Annotated in this window: 20 protein-coding genes; 9 read left to right on the top strand and 11 right to left on the bottom strand. The window is 65.8% G+C overall.

Going from position 1 to position 22696, the window contains the following annotated elements; genetic code table 11:
* Nucleotides 1-60: 60 nt before the first annotated feature.
* A complete protein-coding gene (locus CXK94_RS04175; protein WP_102893405.1) occupies nt 61-1209 on the bottom strand; it encodes a serine hydrolase domain-containing protein in 1149 nt (382 codons plus the stop codon).
* A 104-nt stretch (nt 1210-1313) separates the two neighbouring features.
* Entirely contained in the window at nt 1314-3458 is a 2145-nt protein-coding gene (dinG, locus tag CXK94_RS04170) for an ATP-dependent DNA helicase DinG (protein WP_102893404.1), read from the bottom strand.
* An 86-nt stretch (nt 3459-3544) separates the two neighbouring features.
* On the opposite strand from dinG, the gene CXK94_RS04165 reads away from it, so the two are divergent.
* A complete protein-coding gene (locus CXK94_RS04165; RefSeq protein WP_102893403.1) occupies nt 3545-4009 on the top strand; it encodes a CopD family protein in 465 nt (154 codons plus the stop codon).
* Between the two features lie 61 nt (nt 4010-4070).
* On the opposite strand, the gene CXK94_RS04160 is transcribed toward CXK94_RS04165, so the two are convergent.
* Nucleotides 4071-4667, bottom strand: coding sequence for an OmpA family protein (locus tag CXK94_RS04160; protein ID WP_102893402.1), 597 nt, complete (start codon nt 4665-4667; stop codon nt 4071-4073).
* Nucleotides 4668-4834: 167 nt separating this feature from the next.
* Between CXK94_RS04160 and CXK94_RS04155 the strand changes: the two genes are divergently transcribed.
* Both CXK94_RS04155 and CXK94_RS04150 read left to right on the top strand, forming a co-directional pair.
* Nucleotides 4835-5332 carry a DUF6231 family protein gene (locus tag CXK94_RS04155; protein ID WP_102893401.1) on the top strand — a complete coding sequence of 166 codons (498 nt, stop codon included), beginning with the start codon at nt 4835-4837 and terminating at the stop codon, nt 5330-5332.
* Between the two features lie 2 nt (nt 5333-5334).
* A complete protein-coding gene (locus CXK94_RS04150) occupies nt 5335-5820 on the top strand; it encodes a YchJ family protein (protein WP_102893400.1) in 486 nt (161 codons plus the stop codon).
* 55 nt (nt 5821-5875) lie between these two features.
* Here the strand turns inward: CXK94_RS04150 and fpr are convergent, their stop codons facing one another.
* The gene (fpr, locus tag CXK94_RS04145; protein WP_037037691.1) at nt 5876-6652 is read right to left on the bottom strand and encodes a ferredoxin-NADP reductase; all 777 of its coding nucleotides are present in this window, start codon (nt 6650-6652) and stop codon (nt 5876-5878) included.
* A gap of 110 nt (nt 6653-6762) precedes the next feature.
* On the opposite strand from fpr, the gene CXK94_RS04140 reads away from it, so the two are divergent.
* Nucleotides 6763-7689, top strand: coding sequence for a LysR family transcriptional regulator (locus tag CXK94_RS04140; protein WP_102893399.1), 927 nt, complete (start codon nt 6763-6765; stop codon nt 7687-7689).
* A 9-nt stretch (nt 7690-7698) separates the two neighbouring features.
* On the opposite strand, the gene erdR is transcribed toward CXK94_RS04140, so the two are convergent.
* Nucleotides 7699-8349, bottom strand: coding sequence for a response regulator transcription factor ErdR (gene erdR / locus CXK94_RS04135; protein ID WP_037037687.1), 651 nt, complete (start codon nt 8347-8349; stop codon nt 7699-7701).
* 239 nt (nt 8350-8588) lie between these two features.
* On the opposite strand from erdR, the gene CXK94_RS04130 reads away from it, so the two are divergent.
* Nucleotides 8589-9497 carry a DMT family transporter gene (locus CXK94_RS04130; RefSeq protein WP_102893398.1) on the top strand — a complete coding sequence of 303 codons (909 nt, stop codon included), beginning with the start codon at nt 8589-8591 and terminating at the stop codon, nt 9495-9497.
* Nucleotides 9498-9513: 16 nt separating this feature from the next.
* Here CXK94_RS04130 and CXK94_RS04125 read toward each other — a convergent pair whose 3' ends face one another.
* The gene (locus CXK94_RS04125) at nt 9514-10230 is read right to left on the bottom strand and encodes a tRNA-uridine aminocarboxypropyltransferase (RefSeq protein ID WP_102893397.1); all 717 of its coding nucleotides are present in this window, start codon (nt 10228-10230) and stop codon (nt 9514-9516) included.
* Nucleotides 10231-10417: 187 nt separating this feature from the next.
* Here CXK94_RS04125 and CXK94_RS04120 point away from each other — a divergent pair, with 187 nt between their 5' ends.
* Complete coding sequence (locus CXK94_RS04120; protein ID WP_102893396.1) at nt 10418-10816, top strand: quorum-sensing-regulated virulence factor family protein; 399 nt, start codon at nt 10418-10420, stop codon at nt 10814-10816.
* Nucleotides 10817-10841: 25 nt separating this feature from the next.
* Here CXK94_RS04120 and CXK94_RS04115 read toward each other — a convergent pair whose 3' ends face one another.
* Nucleotides 10842-13268: a xylulose 5-phosphate 3-epimerase gene (locus CXK94_RS04115; protein ID WP_102893395.1), complete on the bottom strand. Its 2427-nt coding sequence runs from the start codon at nt 13266-13268 to the stop codon at nt 10842-10844.
* A gap of 132 nt (nt 13269-13400) precedes the next feature.
* Here CXK94_RS04115 and CXK94_RS04110 point away from each other — a divergent pair, with 132 nt between their 5' ends.
* Together CXK94_RS04110 and CXK94_RS04105 are read left to right on the top strand one after the other, a co-directional pair.
* Nucleotides 13401-14810, top strand: coding sequence for an MBL fold metallo-hydrolase RNA specificity domain-containing protein (locus CXK94_RS04110; RefSeq protein WP_037037682.1), 1410 nt, complete (start codon nt 13401-13403; stop codon nt 14808-14810).
* 133 nt (nt 14811-14943) lie between these two features.
* Nucleotides 14944-16035: an LOG family protein gene (locus tag CXK94_RS04105; RefSeq protein ID WP_037037681.1), complete on the top strand. Its 1092-nt coding sequence runs from the start codon at nt 14944-14946 to the stop codon at nt 16033-16035.
* Nucleotides 16036-16250: 215 nt separating this feature from the next.
* Here CXK94_RS04105 and recX read toward each other — a convergent pair whose 3' ends face one another.
* The 4 genes from recX to CXK94_RS04085 form a co-directional block, all read right to left on the bottom strand.
* Nucleotides 16251-16715, bottom strand: a complete 465-nt coding sequence (gene recX, locus CXK94_RS04100) for a recombination regulator RecX (RefSeq protein WP_102893394.1) — start codon at nt 16713-16715, stop codon at nt 16251-16253.
* Between the two features lie 5 nt (nt 16716-16720).
* On the bottom strand, nt 16721-17764 hold the full coding sequence (gene recA / locus CXK94_RS04095) for a recombinase RecA (RefSeq protein WP_037037679.1): 1044 nt from the start codon (nt 17762-17764) through the stop codon (nt 16721-16723).
* An 83-nt stretch (nt 17765-17847) separates the two neighbouring features.
* The gene (locus CXK94_RS04090; protein WP_102893393.1) at nt 17848-18345 is read right to left on the bottom strand and encodes a CinA family protein; all 498 of its coding nucleotides are present in this window, start codon (nt 18343-18345) and stop codon (nt 17848-17850) included.
* 101 nt (nt 18346-18446) lie between these two features.
* Complete coding sequence (locus CXK94_RS04085; protein ID WP_102893392.1) at nt 18447-19559, bottom strand: acyltransferase family protein; 1113 nt, start codon at nt 19557-19559, stop codon at nt 18447-18449.
* Between the two features lie 447 nt (nt 19560-20006).
* On the opposite strand from CXK94_RS04085, the gene mutS reads away from it, so the two are divergent.
* The gene (mutS, locus tag CXK94_RS04075; protein WP_102893390.1) at nt 20007-22586 is read left to right on the top strand and encodes a DNA mismatch repair protein MutS; all 2580 of its coding nucleotides are present in this window, start codon (nt 20007-20009) and stop codon (nt 22584-22586) included.
* Nucleotides 22587-22696: the final 110 nt, after the last annotated feature.

Below are 22696 nucleotides of genomic sequence, written 5' to 3'. Positions count from 1 at the left end.
GAAATTGTGGACGCAAGTCCTTCTTCTGGAAAGCCTCTGGATTCAGAACTGACGAGTGGTTCAACCCAGGCATTCGGCGACGCAGCGCGCCAGCGACTGCGCGCGCGGGTCCATCAGCACGTAAGGGCCCAGCGTGTTGGTCACGAAGCCGAACGCCAGTTCCCGCTCGGGATCGGCAAAACCGATGCTGCCTCCGGCGCCGGGATGGCCGAACGCCTGCGGCCCCATGGCGAAGGTGGCATTGGCGACCTGGGGCTGGTCGAGCCAGCAGCCCAGGCCGAAACGCGTCTGCGCCAGCAGCGTGCGATCCTCGCCGACACTGTGCTCGCGTGTCATCTCGGCCAGCAACGCATCATCGAGCAGGCGCCCTTGCAGCAGCCCCATGTAGAAGCCGGCCAGCGCACGGGCATTACCGTGACCATTGGCGGCCGGTTGCGCCATGCGCCGCCATTCGGGCTTGTTGCCGCTGTTCATGATCGATGGCGGGTTGTTGAACGCCCGGGCACTGAGCGAAGCCGGCTCGCCGACCATGGCCTGCAGCAGGCGCTGCGCCGCGGCATCGCCGAAGTCGTTGCGGCCACGGGTCAGATGGGCGACGCGGTGGAACTCGCTGTCGGCCAGCCCCACGTGAAGGTCCAGGCCGAGCGGCGTGGCGGTGCGCGCCACGATCGACTCGCCGGGCCCGCAACCATCGACACGCCGCAGCAACTCGCCGACCAGCCAGCCATAGGTCATGGCGGCATAGCCCTGGTCTTCGCCCGGCGTCCACCAGGGTTGCTCGGCCGCCAGCGCCGCGGTCATGCTCGCCCAGTCGTACAGCGCCTCGGCCGGCAGCGGCTGGCGTATCGCCGGCAGTCCGGCCCGATGGCAGAGCAACTGGCGCAGGGTGATCGCCTGCTTGCCGTTCACGGCGAACTCCGGCCAGATCCGCGCGACTGGCTCGTCGAGTTCCAGCTTGCCCTGCGCGACCAGTTGCAAGACCGCCACGGCAGTGAACGCCTTGGTGCAGGAAAACAGGTTCACCAAGGTATCGCTGTGCCAGGCCTGCTCGCCCGAATTGTCGGCGACGCCGGCCCAGAGGTCGACCACCGTCTCGCCGCCGATCTGCACGCAGAGGGCGGCGCCGCGTTGCCCGGCTCGCTCGAACAGCGCGCCGAACGCATCCCTGACCGCCTCGAAGCGAAGATCGAAATATCCCTGAATCTGCACGCCACACCTCGTATCGAATTCACTGCGGGCTCATTCTGGCAAGCGCGAGCGCTCGCGCACAGCCCATTGATGGGTCCCCATCGGAACCGGTGATGGCCGCCCGGCTAACCGATCTGGCGGCGGAACGGCGGCAGCGCGTTGAGGATCGCCTTGCCGTAGCGCTGGGTCACCACCCGCCGGTCGAGCAGCGTGATGGTGCCGCGGTCCGCCTCGGTGCGCAGCAATCGGCCGCAGGCCTGGACCAGCCGCAGCGAGGCGTCCGGCACGGCGATCTCCATGAATGGATTGCCGCCGCGCGCTTCGATCCACTCCGCCAGCGCCGCCTCCACCGGATCGTCCGGCACGGCGAAGGGAATCTTGGCGATGACCACATGCTCGCAATAGGCTCCCGGCAGGTCGACGCCCTCGGCGAAGCTGGCCAGGCCGAACAGCACGCTGGGCTCGCCATCGTCGACCCGCGCCTTGTGCTTGTTCAGCGTCTCCTGCTTGGACAGGTTGCCCTGGATCAGCACCCGCCGGCGCCAGTCGCGCTCGAGGCCGTCGAACACGTCCTGCATCTGCCTGCGCGAGGAGAACAGCACCAGAGTGCCGCGCGAGCCCTCCACCAGTTGCGGCAGTTCGCGCACGATGGCCGCGGTGTGCGCCGCGGCATCGCGCGGGTCGGCCTGCAGGTCCGGGACCCGCAGCACGCCGGCATCGGCATGATGGAAAGGGCTCGGCACCACGGCGGTGACCGCCGCCTTCGGTAGCCCGGCGCGCATGCGGTAGCGATCGAAACTGTTCAGCGCGGTGAGCGTCGCCGAGGTCACCAGCGCGCCGTAGGCCACGTTCCAGAGGTTGCGCCGCAGCGTCTCGGCGGCGAGGATCGGGCTGGCGTTGACCTCGATATCGAACAGCGCGCCGCTGTCGGCCAGGGTCAACCAACGCGCCATCGGCGGACTGTCCTCGGGGTCCTCGACGGTGAAGGCGGTCCACAACTCCCAGTTGCCCTGCGCGCGCGTCAGCAGGCTGCCGAACAGCGGATACCACTCCTCGGCCTGGTGGCTGGCGATGCCGGCCCCCGTTTCGCCATCCATCGCCTCCTTGAGCAGCTCGGCGATACGGCTGAACAGGTCGGTCAACCTGGAAAAGCCCTTCTTCAACTCGCTGCCGAGCTCGATCAGGTGCTCCGGCACCACGCCACCGACGAAGCGGTGGCGTGGTCGCTCGCGACCTTCCATGTCCTCGCCGGCCTTGAAGTCGGCCAGCTGCTCGCAGGCGCTGAACATGAACTGCTGCTGGCTGCGCAGTTCGCGGGCGAGTTCCGGAATGCCCTCGATCAGCCGGCCGAGTTCGCCGGGCAAGGGGTGCTGGGCGAGCAGCTTGGTCAGGTTCTTTTCCACCTGGCCCAGCCAGTCGGCCGTCGAGCGTAGGCGGGTGAAGTGGGCGAAGTGGCCGATGGCCTTGTCCGGCAGGTGGTGCCCTTCGTCGAAGACGTAGATCGTCTCGCGCGGATCGGGCAGCACCGCGCCGCCGCCGAGCGCCAGGTCGGCCAGGACCATGTCGTGGTTGGTGACGATCACATCGACCTTGGTCATGCCCTCGCGCGCCTTGTAGAAGGCGCACTGCTGGAAGTTGGGGCAGTGCCGGCCGGTGCACTGGCTGTGGTCGGTGGTCAGCTGCGCCCAGTCGGCATCGCCGAGCTCTTCCGGCCAGCTGTCGCGGTCACCATCCCAGCGGTTGCCGGCCAGCTTCTCGATCATGTCGCTGAACAGCTTCTGGCTGCGCTCGTCGACCTCGAGGCGAAAGCCCTCCTCCTCGAACAGCTGGGCGGTGGCGCTCTGCGCCTGGCCTTCCTGCAGCAGCATGTCCAGCTTGGACAGGCACAGGTAGCGACCACGGCCCTTGGCCAGGGCGAAGCTGAAGCTGAGCCCGCTGTTGCGCATCAGGTCCGGCAGGTCCTTGTGCACGATCTGCTCCTGCAGCGCCACGGTGGCCGTGGCGATGACCAGCCGCTTGCCGGCGGCCCTGGCGGTGGGGATGGCCGCCAGGCTGTAGGCGACCGTCTTGCCGGTGCCGGTGCCGGCCTCGACCGCGACCACCGCCGGCTCGCCGTCGCGGCGACCCTCGTCGTCGACCTTGATCGCACCGAGCACCTTGGCCACCTCGGCGATCATCAGGCGCTGGCCATAGCGGGGCTTGAGCCCCTTGGCCTCGAGAAAGCGGGAATAGGCGCCCTGGATCTGGGACTTGAGTTCGGTACTGAGCATGGGCGCGGAGCTGTATATATTTTCAGTGTCTCGATGGGGCGGCTATGATAGCGCGCGATCGCCCAACCGCCACCGGAGATTTGCCCATGACGCCTTTCGCCCTGCTCTACGCACTCCACGTACTCGCCGCGACGATCTGGGTGGGCGGCATGTTCTTCGCCTGGATGGTGCTGCGCCCGGCGGCCGGCGCCATGCTACAGGCCCCGGACCGGCTGAAGCTCTGGGCCGACGTGTTCCGCCGCTTCTTCCTCTGGGTCTGGGTGGCCGTGCTGGTACTGCCCATCGGCGGTATCGGCATGTGGCACATGCGCTTCGGCCCCCTGGAAAGCGCGCCACGCTACGTGCACATCATGGCTGGCCTGTACCTGGTGATGCTGGCGTTGTTCCTGCGCATCCAGCTGCTGCAGCTGCCGGCGCTCAAGCGGGCGATCAGCACCGAGGATTGGCCCGCGGGCGGCGCGGTACTCGGCAGGATCCGCCGGCTGGTGGTGATCAACCTGGCGCTGGGCCTGGCCGTCGTCGCACTCGCCAGCGCCCGCCCCCCGCTCTGAGCCAGGCGGACAATAAAAAGCCGGGCCCATAGCCCGGCTGGAAGCCAATCACCAGTCCGAATCAGGGACGGGCTTCGACTTCGGCTTCTACCCGACGGTTGATCGCCCGACCTTCCGGAGTCGCGTTATCGGCGACGGGGCGGGACTCGCCATAACCGACCGCATTCACCCGGCCGCCTTCCACGCCGTACTGGTTGACCAGCACTTCACGCACCGCATTGGCACGCCGCTCGGACAGGCGCTGGTTATAGGCATCGGTACCGATCGAGTCGGTATGACCTTCCAGCACAGTCGAGGTCTGCCCGTACTCTTTCATGAAGTCGGCGAGGTTCTGGATATCGGCGAAACTGTCGGGCTTGACCACGGCGCGATCGAAGTCGAACTTGACGTCCAGCTCGACCCGCACCGGCTCGGCAGCAGGTTCCGGCTCGGGCTCAGGCATCGGCTGCACCGTCTCCACCACCGCGACGGTTTCCTCTTCCATACCGTTTGCCCAACAATAGGCGGCACCGACACCACCGCCGATCAGCGCGCCCCAACCGGCATAGGTGCTGCTTTCAATGGCCCCCAGCGCGGCACCGGTCACGCCACCGACGGCTGCACAGGTGGGCCAATCCTGTTTCTGCACGCCTGCACAACCCGCCAGGAACGTGGTCATGACAATAACGGGTACTGCTGTCCGTAAAGTACTCATCGGTTAAAACCTCCAGTGTGGAATTCAGCCAGAATCGCCACGCACGAGACTCCGGGCGGCTCCGGTTACTTTGAGACTAGGCCGACAAACGGCACCACGCTAGTCTGTACGCTTAAAACGAGGATTCTCGATTGACTGAAAACCCTGTAGCGCGCACGCCCCAGCAAGCCTTGGCGGCCCTGCTCGAACATCACGCACCATCACGCCTCCTGCATGTGGGACACAGCGACCAACCGGCACTCACCGCCTACGCCCAAAGCCATCCGGGCAGCCATGTCGATCGCGCACACACGGCGCCACTACCGCAAGAGCTGGCCCAACAGCGCTACGACCTGGCGTTGCTCGTCGACTGCCTCGAACACCTGCCCAAGCGCAGCGGCCTGGAGCTGCTCGGCGGGATTCGCAATCTGAACGCCAGCCGCATGGCCGTGCTCGTCGACCTGGATGCCTGCGACTGGCAGGCCACCGATTTCTATGCCCTGGCCCTGCAGATTGGCGAACGTTTCCAGCGCGACGGACAGACCTTGACGCTATTCACCTACGACCTGCTCCAATACAAGCAGGTTCCGGACTGGCTGAACGCCCGGTTCTGGGCCAATCCCGAGATGTTCGGCAAATACTGGTGGTGAACATGAGCGATCGGCACGCGCACGAAACCAGCTGCCCTTGCGGCAGCGGCGACTCCCTCGACCAGTGCTGCGGTCGTTATCACGCTGGGACGGCGGCTCCCAGCGCCGAACGACTGATGCGCTCGCGCTACAGCGCTTATGTGCTGGGGCTGATCGACTATCTGCAGGCCACCACGCTACCGGCGCAGCAGGCCGCCCTGGACCTCGAGGCGATGCGCCGCTGGAGCCTGGACAGCACCTGGCTGGGACTGGAAGTGGAAGAAAACGCGGTGCTGGGCGGCAAGCCCGAGCATGCGCTGGTGACCTTCACCGCCCACTGGCACGACCAGAACGGTGAACATGCCCACCGGGAGCGTTCGGCCTTCGTCCAGCGCAACGGACACTGGTACTTCATCGACCCCACGGTTCCCCTGAAGGCCGGGCGCAACGACCCCTGCCCTTGCGGCAGCGGGGAGAAATTCAAGAAATGCTGCGCCGCCTACATCTGATCTCCGTCCCTTGGCTTGCAGCGCGGCAGCCCAAGGGACGGCACGGGCATCGCTCTTACTTCTCGACGAAGGCTCGCTCGATCAGGTAATGCCCCGGATCGCCCATGCGCGGCGACACCTTCAGCCCGAAACTGTCCAGCACCTGGCTGGTTTCATCGAGCATGCTCGGGCTGCCGCAGATCATCGCGCGGTCGTCCTGCGGGTTGATCGGCGGCAGGCCGATGTCGCTGAACAGCTTGCCGCTGCGCATCAGGTCGGTCAGGCGCCCCTGGTGCTCGAAGGGTTCGCGGGTCACCGTCGGGTAGTAGATCAGCTTTTCCTTCACCGCCTCGCCGAAGAACTCGTTCTGCGGCAGATGTTCGGTGATGAATTCGCGGTAGGCGACCTCGTTGACGTAGCGAACGCCGTGCACCAGCACAACCTTCTCGAACCGTTCGTAGGTCTCCGGATCCTGGATCACGCTCATGAACGGCGCCAGCCCGGTGCCGGTGCTGAGCAGGTAGAGATGCTTGCCCGGCAGCAGGTCGTCGAGCACCAGGGTGCCGGTCGGCTTGCGGCTGATCATGAGCTGGTCGCCTTCCTGCAGGTGCTGCAGGCGCGAGGTGAGCGGACCGTCCGGCACCTTGATGCTGAAGAACTCGAGGTGTTCTTCATAGTTCGGGCTCGCGATACTGTAGGCGCGCATCAGCGGACGGCCTTCGACTTCCAGGCCGATCATGACGAACTGGCCATTTTCGAAGCGCAAGCCGGGATTACGGGTAGTCTTGAAGCTGAACAACGTATCGTTCCAATGGTGCACACTGAGGACACGCTCAACGTTCAGGTTACTCATGCTGCGGATTCCTCATTGAGTCGCGGCGGCGTTATGTAGTTGGCAGTTTATCGGCGCCAGCCTTATTCGTTAATCGAATAATAAAGATATAGGTTATCGGTTATATAGATATGCATTTCACTCTTCGCCAGCTCGAAGTGTTCGCCGCGGTTGCCCGCCAGGAGAGCGTCTCGCGCGCGGCCGAAAGCCTTTCGCTGTCGCAGTCGGCCACCAGCACGTCACTGGCCGAATTGGAGCGCCAGTCCGGCTGCCAGTTGTTCGACCGCGCCGGTAAACGTCTGTGCCTGAACGCCCTGGGCCGCCAGCTGTTGCCGCAGGCGGTCGCCCTGCTCGATCAGGCACGAGCCATCGAGGATCTGCTCAACGGCAAGAGCGGCTTCGGTTCGCTGGCGGTAGGCGCGACACTGACCATCGGCAACTACCTCGCCACCCTGCTGATCGGCAGCTTCATGCAGCGCCACCCGGAATGCCGGGTAACGCTGCATGTGCAGAACACCGCGCATATCGTGCAGCAGGTTGCGCAACATGAACTTGATTTGGGTCTAATCGAGGGCGAGTGCCAGCATCCCGACCTAGAGGTCCAGCCCTGGATCGAGGACGAGCTGGTGGTGTTCTGTGCGCCACAGCACCCGCTGGCCCGGCGCGAGACCCTGGACCTGGACGAACTTTCGGGCGAGGCCTGGATCCTGCGTGAACGGGGCTCCGGCACCCGCATGACCTTCGAGCAGGCCATGCGTCATCGACCAGGCAAGCTGAACGTGCGCCTGGAGCTGGAACACACCGAAGCGATCAAACGTGCCGTGGAGTCGGGGCTGGGAATCGGCTGCATCTCGCGACTGGCGCTGCGTGACGCCTTCCGCCGCGGCAGCCTGGTGCCGGTGGTGACGCCGGAGCTGGATCTGCGTCGGCAGTTCTATTTCATCTGGCACTCGCACAAATACCAGACGGCGGCCATGCGCGAATTCGTCGAACAGTGCCAGGCCATGACGTCCGGCGTGCGGCGTAGCGATGAAATCATGCTGCCGCCGATCGCCTGAGGTGCGTCGTCAGCTGGTGGGGATGGAGCCCATCTGCTGCAGCAGCAACGCCGCCTGGGTCCGGGTACGCACACCGAGTTTGCGGAAGATGGCGGTGACATGCGCCTTGATGGTCGCCTCGGAGACGTTCAGCTCGTAGGCGATCTGCTTGTTCAGCAGGCCGTCGCAGACCATCGTCAGCACCCGGAACTGCTGCGGTGTCAGGCTGGCGAGCCCGGCACTGGCCGCCTTGGCTTCGTCGCTGACATTGGCCACGTCCTGGATATTGCTCGGCCACCAGACGTCGCCGTCGAGCACTGCCCGCACCGCTTCCTGGATGGTTTCCAGCGAACTCGATTTCGGAATGAAGCCGCTGGCGCCGAATTCGCGCGAACGCGCGACGACCGCCGCATCCTCCTGCGCCGAAATCATCACCACCGGCAACTGGGGATACTGGCCGCGCAGCAGCACCAGGCCTGAAAAGCCATAGGCGCCCGGCATGTTCAGATCCAGCAGAACCAGGTCCCAGGCTGCGCCCTGATTGAGAAAGCTTTCCAACTCGGCGATGCTGGCCGCCTCCACCAGCCGGACGTTGTCCCCCAGCCCCATGGTGAGTGCCTGCTGCAACGCGCTGCGAAACAGCGGGTGATCATCGGCAATGATTATTTCGTAAGCAGCCATTGGCAGACCTGTAGTTTTTATTGGCGCTTTTCATCGGCTAATAGCCGATGCCGACAAGATGACGGCAAAACCCGACAAATTCCGTCGGGAATTCCCGAGATGGCATTCGGTCGGCAAATGGGAATATCGACTGCCGGCCACAACAAATCAAGCGGCGCAAGCATGCCCACCCACGAATAAGTGGTCAAGCGCGATGCTTTGTAGCAAAGTCTGCGCCTTTTCCTCCGACGAGCCGAAAGATGCGTAGCCAAGCCCTCCGCGCCGACTTCCTGATGCTGATTACCGCCATGATCTGGGGCACCGCCTTCGTCGCCCAGCGCATCGGCATGGACAACATCGGCCCCTTTCTCTTCACTGGCCTGCGCTTCGCCCTCGGCGCCCTGGCCCTGCTGCCGCTGGTGATCTACCGCGGCCGGACCGCCGCGCGTCACGAACCCTTCCTGCAGCGCGGATTGCTGTTCGGCGGCCTGTCCATGGGCCTGGCACTGACCCTGGGTATCAACCTGCAGCAGGTCGGCCTGCTGTTCACCAGCGTGACCAATTCCGGCTTCATCACCGGCCTGTACGTGATCGTGGTGCCGTTGCTGGGGCTCGTTATCGGCCACCGGACCGGCCTGGGCACCTGGCTCGGGGCCTTTCTCGCGGTCGCCGGCATGGCCCTGCTGAGCATCGGCGAGGACTTCCAGGTGGCATCCGGGGATTGGATCCAGTTGGCCGGCGCCTTCGTCTGGGGCCTGCACGTGCTGCTGGTGAGCTTCTTCGTCAGCCGCCACGATGCGATCCGCCTGGCCTTCCTGCAGTTCGCCACCTGTGCGGTGGTGAGCCTGCTGCTCGCGCTGGCCTTCGAGGAAACCGATCCGGCCAGCATCTGGCTCGCCGGACCGGCACTGATCTACGGCGGGCTGTTCGCGGTCGCGGTCGGCTATACCCTGCAGGTGGTGGCACAGAAGCACGCGATCGCCTCCCATGCGGCGATCATCCTCTCCCTCGAGGCGGTGTTCGCGGCCATTGCCGGTGCGCTGTTCCTCGACGAGAGCCTCACCCCGCGCGGCTACCTGGGCTGTGTGCTGATGTTCCTCGGCATGCTGGCCGCCCAACTGTGGCCGCGCAGGCCGGAACCCCTGGCCGTCGAAGCCGCCAAGGCCTGATTGCCGCACCGCGCGGCTATGGCGCGGGCGCTGCCTGCAGGGCCCGATGCGCGGCGTTCTGCAGGTCCGGCTGGCGATGGTGCTTGGCGCCGAGGTAGTGCTCGGTAAAGACGTCCAGCCAGGCATCCAGGGTGTTGGCCGCGGTCGCATCGCCGGCCAGATCGAGACAGAGCGCCGCGACTTCCGCGGTGCACAGGTGATCGCTGCGGGTCGAGCGCCGCAGGCGATAGCGCGACAGGGCCTCCGGCCGCAGGCTGAGCACCGGCAGGCCATCCAGATAGGGACTCTTGCGGAACATCTTGCGCGCCTCGGTCCAGGTCGCATCGAGCAGGACGAACAGTGGCCGCTTGCCGGGCTGTGGCTCGATGCGCTCGACCACGCGCGACGGCTCGGCGTATTCGCCCGGGAAGACCACCAGCGGTTGCCACTGCGGATCGACGAGCAGTTGCAGCAGGTGCGGATCCACACCCGTGCGCTGCCAGGTGAAGGCGAAGGTATCGGGCACCACATCGGCGATCAGCCAGCCGGTATTGCTCGGTTTCAGCGGTTCGATGTCGTGCATCAGCAGGCAGACGCCACTGCGGCTGTCGACCTCCGGCAGCCACGGGCACAGGCAGTGGCTGAACGGTACACGGCAGCGCGCGCAGCGTGGCGCGCGCGATCCGCGGGCGACGAAGGGTTTCAGACTGCGCGCCAGGCGCTCGTCGCGCAGGCGGGCTACGGCATGGGGCATGGATCGGCTCGGGGTCGTTCGGAAGGACGGGATCGGGACGGGGCACACGGCACCGAAACCCGGCGCACAGCGGTCCGCTCAGAGGTTGCGCGACAATCAGGGCCAAGCTACCGGCCCGCGGCGGAAATGGCAAATGAACCGTACCCCACCCCGTCGGTCGAACAAGCGCAGTCATAAGGAGAGCGCCATGTACCGTCTGACCATCCTGCTCGCTCTGAGCCTCGCCCTTCCCATCGCCCATGCCACCTCGCTCCAGGAGCAGCAACTGGGCCAGCTACTCGACCAGGTCGCCCGGGAAAGCAGCGTCGGCACGCCGCGGGCGATCAACGAAGACATCCTCGACCAGGGCTACACCGTCGACGGCAACGAACTGGTCAACCACCTCAGCGTGCAGCCGCGGCATGCCGCCCAGATGCGCGACAACCCGGCCGACGTGCGCAGTCAGCTCGGCGTCAGCGTCTGCGGCAACCAGGGCCTGCGCACGCTGATGAGCCAGGGCGCCGTGCTGCGCTACGAGTTCAGCGAGTACAAATCTAACAGGCCGATCGCCACCGAGCGCTACAAGGCCGCGGATTGCGGCCTGTAGCGGGCCGCCCTCAGGGAAGCCCGGCTCAGTGCCTGGCGCTGTAGTCGTCGCGCAGGGTCTCGGGATCGCCCCTGCCGGCCACCGCAGCCGCTTCCTCACGCGTCAGCAAGGCGGTGCGCGGCACGTTGCGCAGCCGTGCACAGGCGGCTAGCACATTGGCCCAGCTGGCGCGGTTGGCGAACTGCATGCCGAACTCGTCCAGCGTGCCGCCACGATTGCGATAGCCGAGTACCGAACTCTTGCGTGCATCCGGCAGGATCGGCCACAGGTGCCCACGCGCCACCTCCGGGCGCATGTGGGTCAGCAGCACGCGCATTTCCATGCGGTCGGGAAAGAGCCGCTCCGCCATCCCGTCGCTCGCCCGCGCCTCCACCTCCCAGTGGTCGCGCGGCGCCCTGAAACGACCGGGCTCCTGTAGATACACCAGCCGGTAGGCGCATTCGGCTTCCTTGAGGCGCTCTGCGGCACGCAGCATCTCACCCAGCTGGTAGCTGCCGTTGGCGATCAGTAGCAGCGCCCCCTCCCCCGGATTCTCTTCGACGACGATAGCGCCATCGCGGGCCAGCTGCTCGGCCTGGGCCTGGTTGAAATAGCACGGCCGATCGCGCTTGGGCATCACCAGGCAAGCCAGCTCCCCTCGCGCCTTGTAGATCGACGGCAACAGGGCCAGGGCGCTGTTGTGGTCGGCCGGGAACAGCACGCGCACCATGTCGCTCATTTCCCCGAGCAGCGCCTCGCAGAAGGTGGTGTCCTGGTGCGACTGCTGGTTCTTGCCGTTTTCCCAGGTATGCGAGGTCGCGATCAGCGGCCAGCCGAGCCAGCCGGCCGGCCGGCCGATTTCCTTTTGCTGGCGGGAGAAGATGATGCTCTGGCGCACCACACCGAGCATCTTCACGCAGAACGCTTCGTAGCTGGCGACCAGGTTCAAGCCACCCTGGTTGGCGAGGCAGGCGGACACCACGGCCTCTTCGTTGAGCGCGGTGATGACGGCCCCATCGATCGCTTCGAGTTCGCTTTCCGGGTCGATCACCCGGTGCTTGAGCGCCTTGAGCACGCCGGCCAGGCGATTGCTCGCCAGTTCGTCCGGATTGCCCACGCGCGGACGCAGCGACGGGTTGGCCTGGGTCAGTTCGACGAAGAAGCGGTCGACCGCCGCCATCGGCGAGCAGGCATCGTCACGGTAGTTCAGCTGTGGCATGCGCGGTTCCGCGGGCCGGCGCAGCGCCAGCGGGTTGTCACGCTCGAGCGGACGGCCCTGGCGATGGCGGACGAACAGCCCCAGTGCGGCATCCAGTTCCGCCTGCGGGACGAACAGGCGCGCCGCGTGCTCGTTGAACAGTTCGCGGGCCTCGGAATCCAGACGCGGATTACCCGGCAGCGGCAGGTTGTGTGCGGCATTGGTGCCGGCGCCATAGAAGCCGAAGCCCTTGACCGTCTCGGCGATGCCATAGGGTATCGGCAGCGGGTAGTTGAGGATGCCCCGGTCCTTCTCTTCGACCCGGCGCCCCAGGCGCAGCTCCATCTCCCAGAGCGTGGCGACGAAGGCGGCGGGGTCGCGGCCATCGAAGGGAATCGGGTCGAAACCGCACTGCCCCAGGTGCTGGCGGAAATCCTCCAGCCCCTTTTCGGTGCCCAGGGAGGTGCGCTGCTCGATACGCCGACCGTTGGCGATCATCACCGGCAACGCCATTCCGCAATCTTCGGCCCGCCACCAGCGCGGAATCCAGTCGCTGCCGCGCTGCTCTTCCGCGGCGCCATCGGAGAGGAAGGCCACCAGCGTCTCGCCCGGCAAGGGCATGTGCGCGTATTGCAGTTCGGCGAAACCGAGATAGCCGCCCTCGGCGATACCGCCTGCGGTATGAGGATTGACGTGGCTGCCCAGCGGCGCCAGCGGGCTGCCGTCGGCGGCCTGGCGATAGCCGTAGAAATCCTGCAGCAGGCGATTCATGCCCTTTTCGCCTTCACCGTAGGCCTGCGCCTGTTCGGGGTGCAGGTTGCCGGTCAGCAGGTTGAGCGCATCGACCGCCGCCACGCAATGGCCCTGCCCCATCAACCAGGCGCGGGTCCGGCCGGTCAAGGCATTCAGCGCCAGGTAGCCGGCATAGGCCGGCACCATGTTCAGCGCACCGCCGGTATGCCCTTCGGGGCTGCGCTTGAAGTCCTCGGCGCCCAGCGGCGTGCCATCGAGCCGGACATGGCGTGCGTAGGTCATGTGCACCACCAGCCAGAGGCCGGCGCTGGCAACGCGATCGACGGCCTGCAGCACCCGGTAGACGCTGGCGAGATCCGGCTGATGCCCTGCTTGTACCAACTGGTGGGCCAGGCGGAATACGGCCGCCTGGGTCTCCAGCGCATGCTCGAACGGTCCGAAGCCGCCGCGCCAGGCAGCGAATTCCGGCTCGGCTTGGGCATGTTGATCCAGCTCGGTAAGGCTGGGCAGTAGCTGACTCATGGGATCACTCCGTCGGTAAGCAGGATGTGCTGTAGTCTAGGCAGGGCTCGTTTCGTTATCTCTGATATGTATCAAGTGCTCCTGGCAACCGAGCCTGCAAAGTGGACACCATCGTACAGACAGGAAGGCAACATGGCTTTGCTCAGTTTTCTCGGCGCGATACAACAGGTCACCGGCTCCTGCTATCTCATTGAGACCCATGACGGCGCGAGGGTTCTGCTCGAATGCGGCATGCACCAGGGACGCCGGCAGGAGGAAAGCGACAACCGCGCGCCCTTCGCCTTCGACCCCAAGACCCTCGACGCGGTCGTGCTTTCCCATGCCCATATCGATCACAGCGGCCTGTTGCCGCGCCTGGTCGCACTCGGCTATCGCGGCCCGGTGCATTGCACCGATGCCACGGCCGAACTGCTCGAGCTGATGCTGCTGGATTCGGCGCAGATCCAGGAAAAGGACGCCGAATGGGAGAACAAGTGGCGCGCACGTATCGGCAAGCCGTTGATCCAGCCGCTCTACACCCGGGTCGACGCCGAACGCATGCTCGGCCAGCGCGCACCGCATCGGTATGGCGAGACATTCGAAGCCGCAGCCGGGGTCAGCGTGACCTTCCACGATGCCGGCCATATCCTCGGCTCGGCCATCGTGCAGATGGATGTACGGGACCACGGCCGGACCCGCCGCCTGGTATTCTCCGGAGACTTGGGCAACACCTGCTCGCCGCTGATGCACGCGCCCACCGTGCTCAAGGAAGCCGACGTGGTGCTGATGGAGTCGACCTACGGCGACCGCGACCACCGCAGCCACGACGCCACGCTCGAGGAACTGGCCGGCATCCTGCAGCAGGCCCATCGCGATGGCGGCAACGTGCTGATGCCGTCCTTCGCCGTCGGGCGCACCCAGGACCTGATCTACTACCTCGGCCGCTTCCATCGCGAAGGCCGCCTGCCACAGCAGGCGGTCTTCCTCGACAGCCCCATGGCGATCGGCGCCAACGCCATCTACTCGCACTACAAGGACCAGCTGGACCTCAACGGCATCGCCCCCGCGCTCAGCGCAACCAGCAGCAAGCTCTACGCCGAACGCTGGTTGCCGATACTCAAGCCCACGCCGACGCCCGAAGAGTCGATGGCCATCAACCGCTTCAAGAGCGGCGTGATCATCATCGCCGGCAGCGGCATGTGCACCGGCGGGCGCATCCTGCACCACTTCAAGCACAACCTCTGGCGCGAGGAGTGCCATCTGGTGATCCCCGGCTTCCAGGCCCGCGGTACCCTCGGCCGCGCCATCGTCGACGGGGCGAAAAGCGTCAAGCTGCTGCACCAGCGCATTGCCGTGAATGCCAAGGTCCATACGCTCGGCGGGTTTTCCGCGCATGCCGGCCAGTCGCAGCTGATCGACTGGGTCAGTCAGTTCGAGAACCGCCCGGAGCTCTATCTGGTCCACGGCGAACTGGAAAAGATGCAGGTCCTGCAACAGGCCATTCGCGACCGCCTCAACTGGGAAGCCCGGATACCGGAACCCGGTGATCGCATCGCGCTCTGAGTGCTAGCGCCCATCCGAACGCGCCGGAGCCCCGGGTTCCGGCAGCGGAACGGCCCTGCCCAAACGCCTTCGGCTTGAATTCCGCCGATTGCGGCCTCAGCCTGGGCGTAGCACTCATACATGGAGAAGTTGTATGTCTTTCGATCCGGACGACTACCTGTCGCGACACTTCAAGACCAGCGGCGCCGACCTCGAAAGCAGGATCGATGAACTCGTCACCATGGTCGTCCCCGAAACCAGCCCCAACCTGCCGCTGTACCGGGAAATGCTGGTCACCGTGATGCGCATGGCCCAGGCCGACCGCAGCCGTTGGGATGCCAAGATCCTGCTGCAGACGATGCGCGAGATGGAGCACGCCTTCAGCCGCCTGGACCAGTTCAAGCGGCGCCGCAAGGTCACGGTGTTCGGCTCTGCCCGCACGCCGATCGAGCACCCGCTGTATGCACTGGCGCGCCAGCTGGGCAGCACCCTGGCGCACTACAACTTCATGGTCATCACCGGCGCCGGCGGCGGCATCATGGCTGCCGCCCACGAAGGCGCCGGGCGCGACAACAGCCTCGGGCTCAATATCACGCTTCCCTTCGAGCAGCATGCCAACCCGACGGTGGACGGCACCGACAACCTGCTGTCGTTCCACTTCTTCTTCGTGCGCAAACTGTTCTTCATCAAGGAGGCGGACGCCCTGGTACTCTGCCCCGGCGGCTTCGGCACGCTCGATGAAGCACTGGAGGTGCTCACGCTGATCCAGACCGGCAAGAGTCCGCTGGTACCGGTGGTGCTGCTCGACGAACCGGGCGGCTCGTATTGGAGCGATGCGCTGCGGTTCATGCGCGGCCAGCTGGAAGGAAACCGCTACATCCTGCCCAGCGACATGCGCCTGATGCGCCTGGTGGACGATGCCGAGCAAGCCGCCAAGGAAATCGCCGACTTCTATCGCAATTTCCACTCCAGCCGCTGGCTCAAGGACCGCTTCGTCCTGCGCATGAACCACCCGCTGAACGAACTGGCCATGGAGTACCTGAACGACGAGTTCGCCGACCTGTGCCTGAGCGGCGCATTCGAACAGCAAGCGTGCTGCGAATCGGAACTGGACGAGCCGGAACTGCAGCGTCTGCCGCGGTTGAGCTTCGTCTTCAACGGTCGCGACCATGGACGGCTGCGCGAGCTCACCGACTACATCAACGAGCCCACCAGCTGGGCACCGCTGCTGGCGACCGAGGACTGATGGACGAAGGTTCGGGCCTGCGGCCTGCAATCACCACGGGGGCGCGCACAGGGAGTGATGCGCATCCGCAGATGTGTGGGCCCGAGCCCGGATTTCTGTAGGAGCCAGCTTGCTGGCGATACTGTTGAAAAGCTAATCGCCAGCAAGCTGGCTCCTACAAACAGCGTGCCCCTACTTGTAATCCACATGCGCAGACCAACCTGCAGGCAAGGTACTCAGTCGTCTGAAGCGCCACCACGCAGCAGCCGGCCGATCAGCTCCGGCGGATAGCCCCGGTAGCTGAGGAAGCGCCCCTGCTTGGCGCGTTCGCGGGCGTCTGCTGGCAGCCGGCCGAACTTGCGTTGCCAGGCATCGCGCAGTTGCTCGCCCCAGTCGAAGCCGCTGTCGCGCAAGGCCTGCTCGATATCCGCGCGCGGCAGCCCGCGCTGGGCCAGCTCCTCACGGATGCGCAACGGCCCATAGCCGGCATTGGCCCGGCTCCTGACGAAATTTTCGAGGTAACGCGATTCGGACAGCAGGCCCTGCTCGCAGAGACGATCCAGGGCCTGTTCGATCAGTTCGGGCGGGGCGCCGCGCTGGCGCAACTTGCGGAAGAGCTCGACGCGACCATGCTCGCGTCGGGCCAGCAGGTCCATTGCCGCCCGCCGCACCGCGGCGGGGCTATCGAGCACGACGGGCATGCGGATCAGAGATCGGCGTCGACCAGGTCTTCGCTGACCACGTTCGCCTTGCCGCTGCCGCTGACCACCAGCAGTTTCTCGCGAATCTGCTGCTCGATCTCGCGGCCGATCTCCGGATTGTCTTCCAGGTACTTGGCGGCGTTGGCCTTGCCCTGGCCGATCTTGTTGCCCTTGTAGGCGTACCAGGCGCCGGACTTCTCGACCAGGCCCTGCTGCACGCCGAGATCGATGATCTCGCCGTTGCGGTAGATGCCCTTGCCGTAGAGGATCTGGAACTCGGCCTGGCGGAACGGCGGCGCCACCTTGTTCTTCACTACCTTGACGCGGGTTTCGCTGCCGACCACCTCGTCGCCTTCCTTCACCGCGCCGGTACGACGGATGTCCAGGCGCACCGAGGCGTAGAACTTCAACGCGTTACCACCGGTGGTGGTTTCCGGGCTGCCGAACATCACGCCGATCTTCATGCGGATCTGGTTGATGAAGATGACCAGGCAGTTGGCGTTCTTGATGTTGCCGGTGATCTTGCGCAGCGCCTGGGACATCAGACGTGCCTGCAGGCCGACGTGGGCATCGCCCATTTCGCCTTCGATCTCGGCCTTGGGCACCAGCGCCGCCACGGAGTCGACGATGATCACGTCCACCGCGTTGGAGCGCACCAGCATGTCGGTGATTTCCAGCGCCTGCTCGCCGGTGTCCGGCTGCGACACCAGCAGGTCGTCGACATTGACGCCCAGCTTGCCGGCGTAATCCGGGTCCAGCGCGTGCTCGGCATCGACGAAGGCGCAGGTGGCGCCCATCTTCTGCGCCTCGGCGATGACCGAGAGGGTCATGGTGGTCTTGCCCGACGACTCCGGACCGTAGATCTCGACGATGCGGCCTTTCGGCAGGCCACCGATGCCCAGTGCGATATCCAGCCCCAGCGAGCCGGTGGAAATGGCCGGGATCGCCTGGCGATCATGATCGCCCATGCGCATCACCGCGCCCTTGCCGAACTGCTTCTCGATCTGGCCCAGGGCTGCAGCCAAGGCGCGCTTCTTGTTCTCGTCCATCGAATCCTCACTTGATCAAGAGGGCCAGAGGCCACAACAACTGTATAAGTAGACAGTATTAGAACATAGGCAAATTTGCTCGCCTAGCCCTGCGCCGGATTTTCTCCAGCCGCCAGGCGCAACAGTCCTTGCAGCGCGGCCACCACCGTCTGCTCACGCACCGCCTGGCGGTCGCCGGCAAACAGATAGCGCCGGGTATGCAGCTGCGCGCTATCGGCCCAGGCGATCCAGACCGTGCCCACCGGCTTGTCCGCCGAACCGCCGCTCGGCCCGGCGATACCACTGACCGCCACCGCGAAACGCGCACCGCTGTGCTGCTGCGCACCTCGCGCCATGGCCTGCACCACCTCGGCACTGACCGCCCCCACCTGCTCGAACAGCTGCGCCGGCACGCCGAGCTGCAGGGTCTTCTGCGCATTGGAATAGGTGACGTAGCCGGCCTCGAACCAGGCCGAGCTGCCGGCGATCCGGGTGATCGCCTCGGCGATCCCGCCGCCGGTACAGGATTCGGCGGTGGTGACCTGTGCATCCTGTCGTTGCAGGGCTTCGCCCAATCGCGAGGCGAGATCGGTGAGCGTCATCGGGGCTCCGGAAGCGGAAAAACCGCTACCCTACACCAGCTGCCCACACACTTCAGCCCGCCGGATCGCCGGACCGCTCGAGCGGCGCCCCTGCGCCAGCATTACGCCTGCGGCCGCGCCGGTCGGGCCAGTCCGCCCTGGCGACGGCGGCCCAGCCGGCTGACCACCCGGTCGCCGTAACCCTGGATCGGATCGGCCAGGGTACGCTTGATGAAGAAGGCCAATAGTGTAACGACCGCCAGCATGATGCCGATGTACAGCGGACCGGGAATGACCAGCGCCGAGGGATGGAAGTGCAGGCGCTCGGCGATGGCGAACACCGAGGGGTGGGTCAGGAAGATGATGTAGCCCACGCCCCCGACGGGCGCCAGCCAGCGCAGCCCCTGCCCCTTGATTCGCGTCGCCAGCAGGAAGATCGCCATCCCCAGGCTGTAGCTCACGAGATAGCGATACCAGGTTTCACCGAGCCCGGTATCGTGGGAATAGGCGAGCACGCAGGTCGGCAGGAGGAAGACATAGAACAGCGCGACCGCGGCCCAGGCGTAGCCGCCGGAACTAGTGGCGCGTCCGTTGTCGGTGCTTTTCCACAGCGCGCCGAGGAAGCACACACTCACCATCAACGGCAGCGCCACCGGCAACTTGGCCTCCAGGCTGTAGCGCAGGTAGGCGAGCAACAAGGTGAAACCGTACTGCAGGACCAGCAAGAGCAGATCCAGCCGCGCGGAGCTACCCGGCCTGAAGGCGAACATCACCATGCAAAGCACGTAGAAGGTGATCTCGATCTGCAGTGTCCAGTACAGACCGATCACGTTCTCGACCAGGAAGAAGCCCTGCAGCATCGTCGCGTTGACGGCGATGACCAACGCCGAGAACAGCCGCGCCGGGTCGTCCCAGGGAAACATCGTGCCGAGCAGCAGCGACAGCCAGTACAACGGGAACAGGCGGAAGAAACGCTGGCACACGAACGCCGCCACCGGCCGCTCGAAAGTCTGTCGGTTCCGGTACAGGCCGGCGACGATGAAATAGCCGCTCAGGGCGAACAGCACCAGCACGCTGGCCTTGCCGACATCCAGCACCGTCTTGGTCGACAGGAACAGGTAGCTGGTCAGTTCGTCGAAGAGGCCGTCGCGCTTCATCTTGGCGATCAGATGGGAATAGGCGACGCACAGCGCCGCTCCACCGCGCAGGGCGTCGAGTCCGAGGAGTCGGGGCATGTCTGCAGCTCACGTGGGTGTGATGAGAGGGAAAGTCGCCAGAAATCGACGCGAGAAACGCCCAGGCAAGCCGTGTTGCCTTCGCGGGCCGCAGCGACGGCAAAACCCGGGCAAGCTACCGCGACAGCTGCCACAGGGCGCTGCGCAACTGCGAGGCCGGAAGAAATGCATCGAAGGCCCCGCGAAAGTACGGCTCCGGCGCTTCGATAGAACGCAGGTTATCGGCGGCGCCGGCCCGCTTGTCAATGCGCGCGCCGCGCGTACCGACCGCTGACAGCGCGCACGCTATCGCGCCCCCTTGCGCAGCCCGCCGCTGTGCAGCTCCATACCTGCTGAGTGTGGCAGGCCCGTGGTAACCTTGCCGGCTTTCAGCGGGAAGCGCATCCCTTGCCAGGCCGATGTCCACGCCTGGCCCTTCCACTCCACAACGAACCGCACCGCAAGCTGATGACCAAGCCCAACTCCGATCTCTCCGCCCACACCCCAATGATGCAGCAGTACTGGAAGCTCAAGCGCGAGCATCCGGACCAGCTGATGTTCTATCGCATGGGCGACTTCTACGAGCTGTTCTACGACGACGCCAAGAAGGCGGCCGCGCTGCTGGACATCACCCTGACCGCGCGCGGTCAGTCGGCCGGCACCGCGATCCCCATGGCGGGCATTCCCTTCCATTCGGTGGAAGGCTACCTCGCGCGCCTGGTCAAGCTCGGCGAATCGGTGGTGATCTGCGAGCAGATCGGCGATCCCGCCGCCAGCAAGGGGCCGGTGGAGCGCAAGGTGGTGCGCATCATCACCCCGGGCACGGTGAGCGACGAGGCGCTGCTCGACGAGCGCCGCGACAATCTGCTGGCCGCGGTGGTCGGCGACGAGAAGCTGTTCGGCCTGTCGGTGCTGGACATCGCCAGCGGCCGCTTCAGCGTGCAGGAACTCAAGGGTTGGGAAACCCTGCTGGCCGAGCTGGAGCGCCTGAGCCCGGCCGAGCTGCTGATCCCCGACGACTGGCCGCAGGGCCTGCCGCTGGAGAAACGCCGCGGCGTGCGCCGCCGCGCGCCCTGGGATTTCGACCGCGACTCGGCGTTCAAGAGCCTCTGCCAACAGTTCGCCACCCAGGACCTCAAGGGCTTCGGCTGCGAGAACCTGACGCTGGCCATCGGCGCCGCCGGCTGCCTGCTGGCCTACGCCAAGGAAACCCAACGCACCGCCCTGCCCCACCTGCGCAGCCTGCGCCACGAGCGCCTCGACGACACGGTGATCCTCGATGGCGCCACGCGCCGCAACCTGGAGCTGGACGTCAACCTCGCCGGCGGCCGCGACAACACTCTGCAGTCGGTGATGGACCGTTGCCAGACCGCCATGGGCTCGCGCCTGCTGACCCGCTGGCTGAATCGTCCGCTGCGCAACCGCGAGATTCTCGAGGCACGCCAGGACTCGATCACCTGCCTGCTGGAACACTACCGCTTCGAGCAACTGCAGCCACAGCTCAAGGACATCGGCGACCTCGAGCGCATCCTCGCCCGCATCGGCCTGCGCAACGCCCGCCCGCGCGACCTGGCGCGCCTGCGCGATGCCCTGGCTGCGCTGCCGCAACTGCAGGCCGGCATGCAGGAACTGGTCGCCCCGCACCTCAATGCGCTGGCGACGAGCATCGCCACCTATCCCGAGCTGGCCGAGCTGCTGGCCCGCGCCATCATCGACAACCCGCCGGCGGTGATCCGCGACGGCGGCGTGCTCAAGACCGGCTACGACGCCGAACTGGACGAGCTGCAGTCGCTCTCCGAGAACGCCGGTCAGTACCTGATGGACCTGGAAACCCGCGAGAAGGCGCGCACCGGCCTGGCCAACCTCAAGGTCGGCTACAACCGCGTGCACGGCTACTTCATCGAACTGCCGAGCAAGCAGGCCGAATCCGCCCCGGCCGACTACATCCGCCGGCAGACGCTCAAGGGCGCCGAGCGCTTCATTACCCCCGAGCTCAAGGAGTTCGAAGACAAGGCGCTGTCGGCCAAGAGCCGCGCCCTGGCGCGCGAGAAGCTGCTCTACGACGAGCTGCTGGAAACGCTCATCGAGCACCTGGCGCCGCTGCAGGAAAGCGCCGCCGCGCTGGCCGAGCTGGACGTGCTGAGCAACCTCGCCGAACGCGCGCTGAACCTCGACCTCAATCGCCCGCGCTTCGTCGAGCAGCCGTGCATGCGCATCGAGCAGGGCCGCCATCCGGTGGTCGAGCAGGTACTGGAGACACCCTTCGTCGCCAACGACCTCGGCCTCGACGACGCCACCCGCATGCTGGTGATCACCGGGCCGAACATGGGCGGTAAGTCCACCTACATGCGCCAGACCGCGCTGATCGTGCTGCTGGCGCAGATCGGCAGCTTCGTCCCGGCGGCGGCTTGCGAGCTGTCGCTGGTCGACCGTATCTTCACCCGCATCGGCTCGTCGGACGACCTCGCCGGCGGGCGCTCGACCTTCATGGTGGAAATGAGCGAGACCGCCAACATCCTGCACAACGCCAGCGACAAGAGCCTGGTGCTGATGGACGAGGTGGGCCGCGGCACCAGCACCTTCGACGGCCTGTCGCTGGCCTGGGCGGCGGCCGAGCACCTGGCCAAGCTGCGCGCCTTCACCCTGTTCGCCACCCACTACTTCGAGCTGACCGTGCTGCCGGAAAGCGAGCCGGTGGTGGCCAACGTGCACCTCTCGGCCACCGAGCACAACGAGCGCATCGTCTTCCTCCATCACGTACTGCCGGGCCCGGCCAGCCAGAGCTACGGCCTGGCGGTGGCGCAACTGGCCGGCGTGCCGGGCGAGGTGATCCAGCGCGCACGCGACCATCTGTCGCGGCTGGAAACCACCAGCCTGCCCCACGAAGCGCCGAGAATAGCGCCCGGCCAGCCAGCACCCCCCTTGCAGAATGACCTATTCGCCAGCCTGCCGCACCCGGTGATCGAGGAATTGGGACGCATCGATCCCGATGACATGACGCCGCGTCAGGCCCTGGAGCTGCTATACAGCTTGAAATCGCGCGTTTGATGCACCGAGAAAGCTGCTAGAATCGCGCGCATTTTTTGGATATGCGGCATTTGCCTGATGCCGCCTAGCCGCAGGGGCGTCACCGTAACGCCAACCTGACACGCCTGAGG

It is taken from the genome of Stutzerimonas stutzeri, assembly GCF_002890915.1.
Taxonomy (GTDB): Bacteria; Pseudomonadota; Gammaproteobacteria; order Pseudomonadales; family Pseudomonadaceae; genus Stutzerimonas; species Stutzerimonas stutzeri_AF.
The sequence above is the reverse complement of the archived record's forward strand: the minus strand, read 5'-3'. Positions and strand labels throughout refer to the sequence as shown.

Bases quoted from the DNA above. Each gene is read 5' to 3' on its own strand.
- recX (WP_102893394.1), bottom strand. From the start codon at position 16,715: ATGCCCGTCGTGCTCGATAGCCCCGCCGCGGTGCGGCGGGCGGCAATG.
- CXK94_RS04110 (WP_037037682.1), top strand. From the start codon at position 13,401: ATGGCTTTGCTCAGTTTTCTCGGCGCGATACAACAGGTCACCGGCTCC.
- erdR (WP_037037687.1), bottom strand. From the start codon at position 8,349: ATGGCTGCTTACGAAATAATCATTGCCGATGATCACCCGCTGTTTCGC.
- CXK94_RS04150 (WP_102893400.1), top strand. From the start codon at position 5,335: ATGAGCGATCGGCACGCGCACGAAACCAGCTGCCCTTGCGGCAGCGGC.
- dinG (WP_102893404.1), bottom strand. From the start codon at position 3,458: ATGCTCAGTACCGAACTCAAGTCCCAGATCCAGGGCGCCTATTCCCGC.
- CXK94_RS04120 (WP_102893396.1), top strand. From the start codon at position 10,418: ATGTACCGTCTGACCATCCTGCTCGCTCTGAGCCTCGCCCTTCCCATC.
- CXK94_RS04085 (WP_102893392.1), bottom strand. From the start codon at position 19,559: ATGCCCCGACTCCTCGGACTCGACGCCCTGCGCGGTGGAGCGGCGCTG.
- CXK94_RS04160 (WP_102893402.1), bottom strand. From the start codon at position 4,667: ATGACCACGTTCCTGGCGGGTTGTGCAGGCGTGCAGAAACAGGATTGG.
- mutS (WP_102893390.1), top strand. From the start codon at position 20,007: ATGACCAAGCCCAACTCCGATCTCTCCGCCCACACCCCAATGATGCAG.
- fpr (WP_037037691.1), bottom strand. From the start codon at position 6,652: ATGAGTAACCTGAACGTTGAGCGTGTCCTCAGTGTGCACCATTGGAAC.
- CXK94_RS04130 (WP_102893398.1), top strand. From the start codon at position 8,589: ATGCGTAGCCAAGCCCTCCGCGCCGACTTCCTGATGCTGATTACCGCC.
- CXK94_RS04165 (WP_102893403.1), top strand. From the start codon at position 3,545: ATGACGCCTTTCGCCCTGCTCTACGCACTCCACGTACTCGCCGCGACG.
- CXK94_RS04115 (WP_102893395.1), bottom strand. From the start codon at position 13,268: ATGAGTCAGCTACTGCCCAGCCTTACCGAGCTGGATCAACATGCCCAA.
- CXK94_RS04105 (WP_037037681.1), top strand. From the start codon at position 14,944: ATGTCTTTCGATCCGGACGACTACCTGTCGCGACACTTCAAGACCAGC.
- CXK94_RS04090 (WP_102893393.1), bottom strand. From the start codon at position 18,345: ATGACGCTCACCGATCTCGCCTCGCGATTGGGCGAAGCCCTGCAACGA.
- CXK94_RS04125 (WP_102893397.1), bottom strand. From the start codon at position 10,230: ATGCCCCATGCCGTAGCCCGCCTGCGCGACGAGCGCCTGGCGCGCAGT.
- recA (WP_037037679.1), bottom strand. From the start codon at position 17,764: ATGGACGAGAACAAGAAGCGCGCCTTGGCTGCAGCCCTGGGCCAGATC.
- CXK94_RS04140 (WP_102893399.1), top strand. From the start codon at position 6,763: ATGCATTTCACTCTTCGCCAGCTCGAAGTGTTCGCCGCGGTTGCCCGC.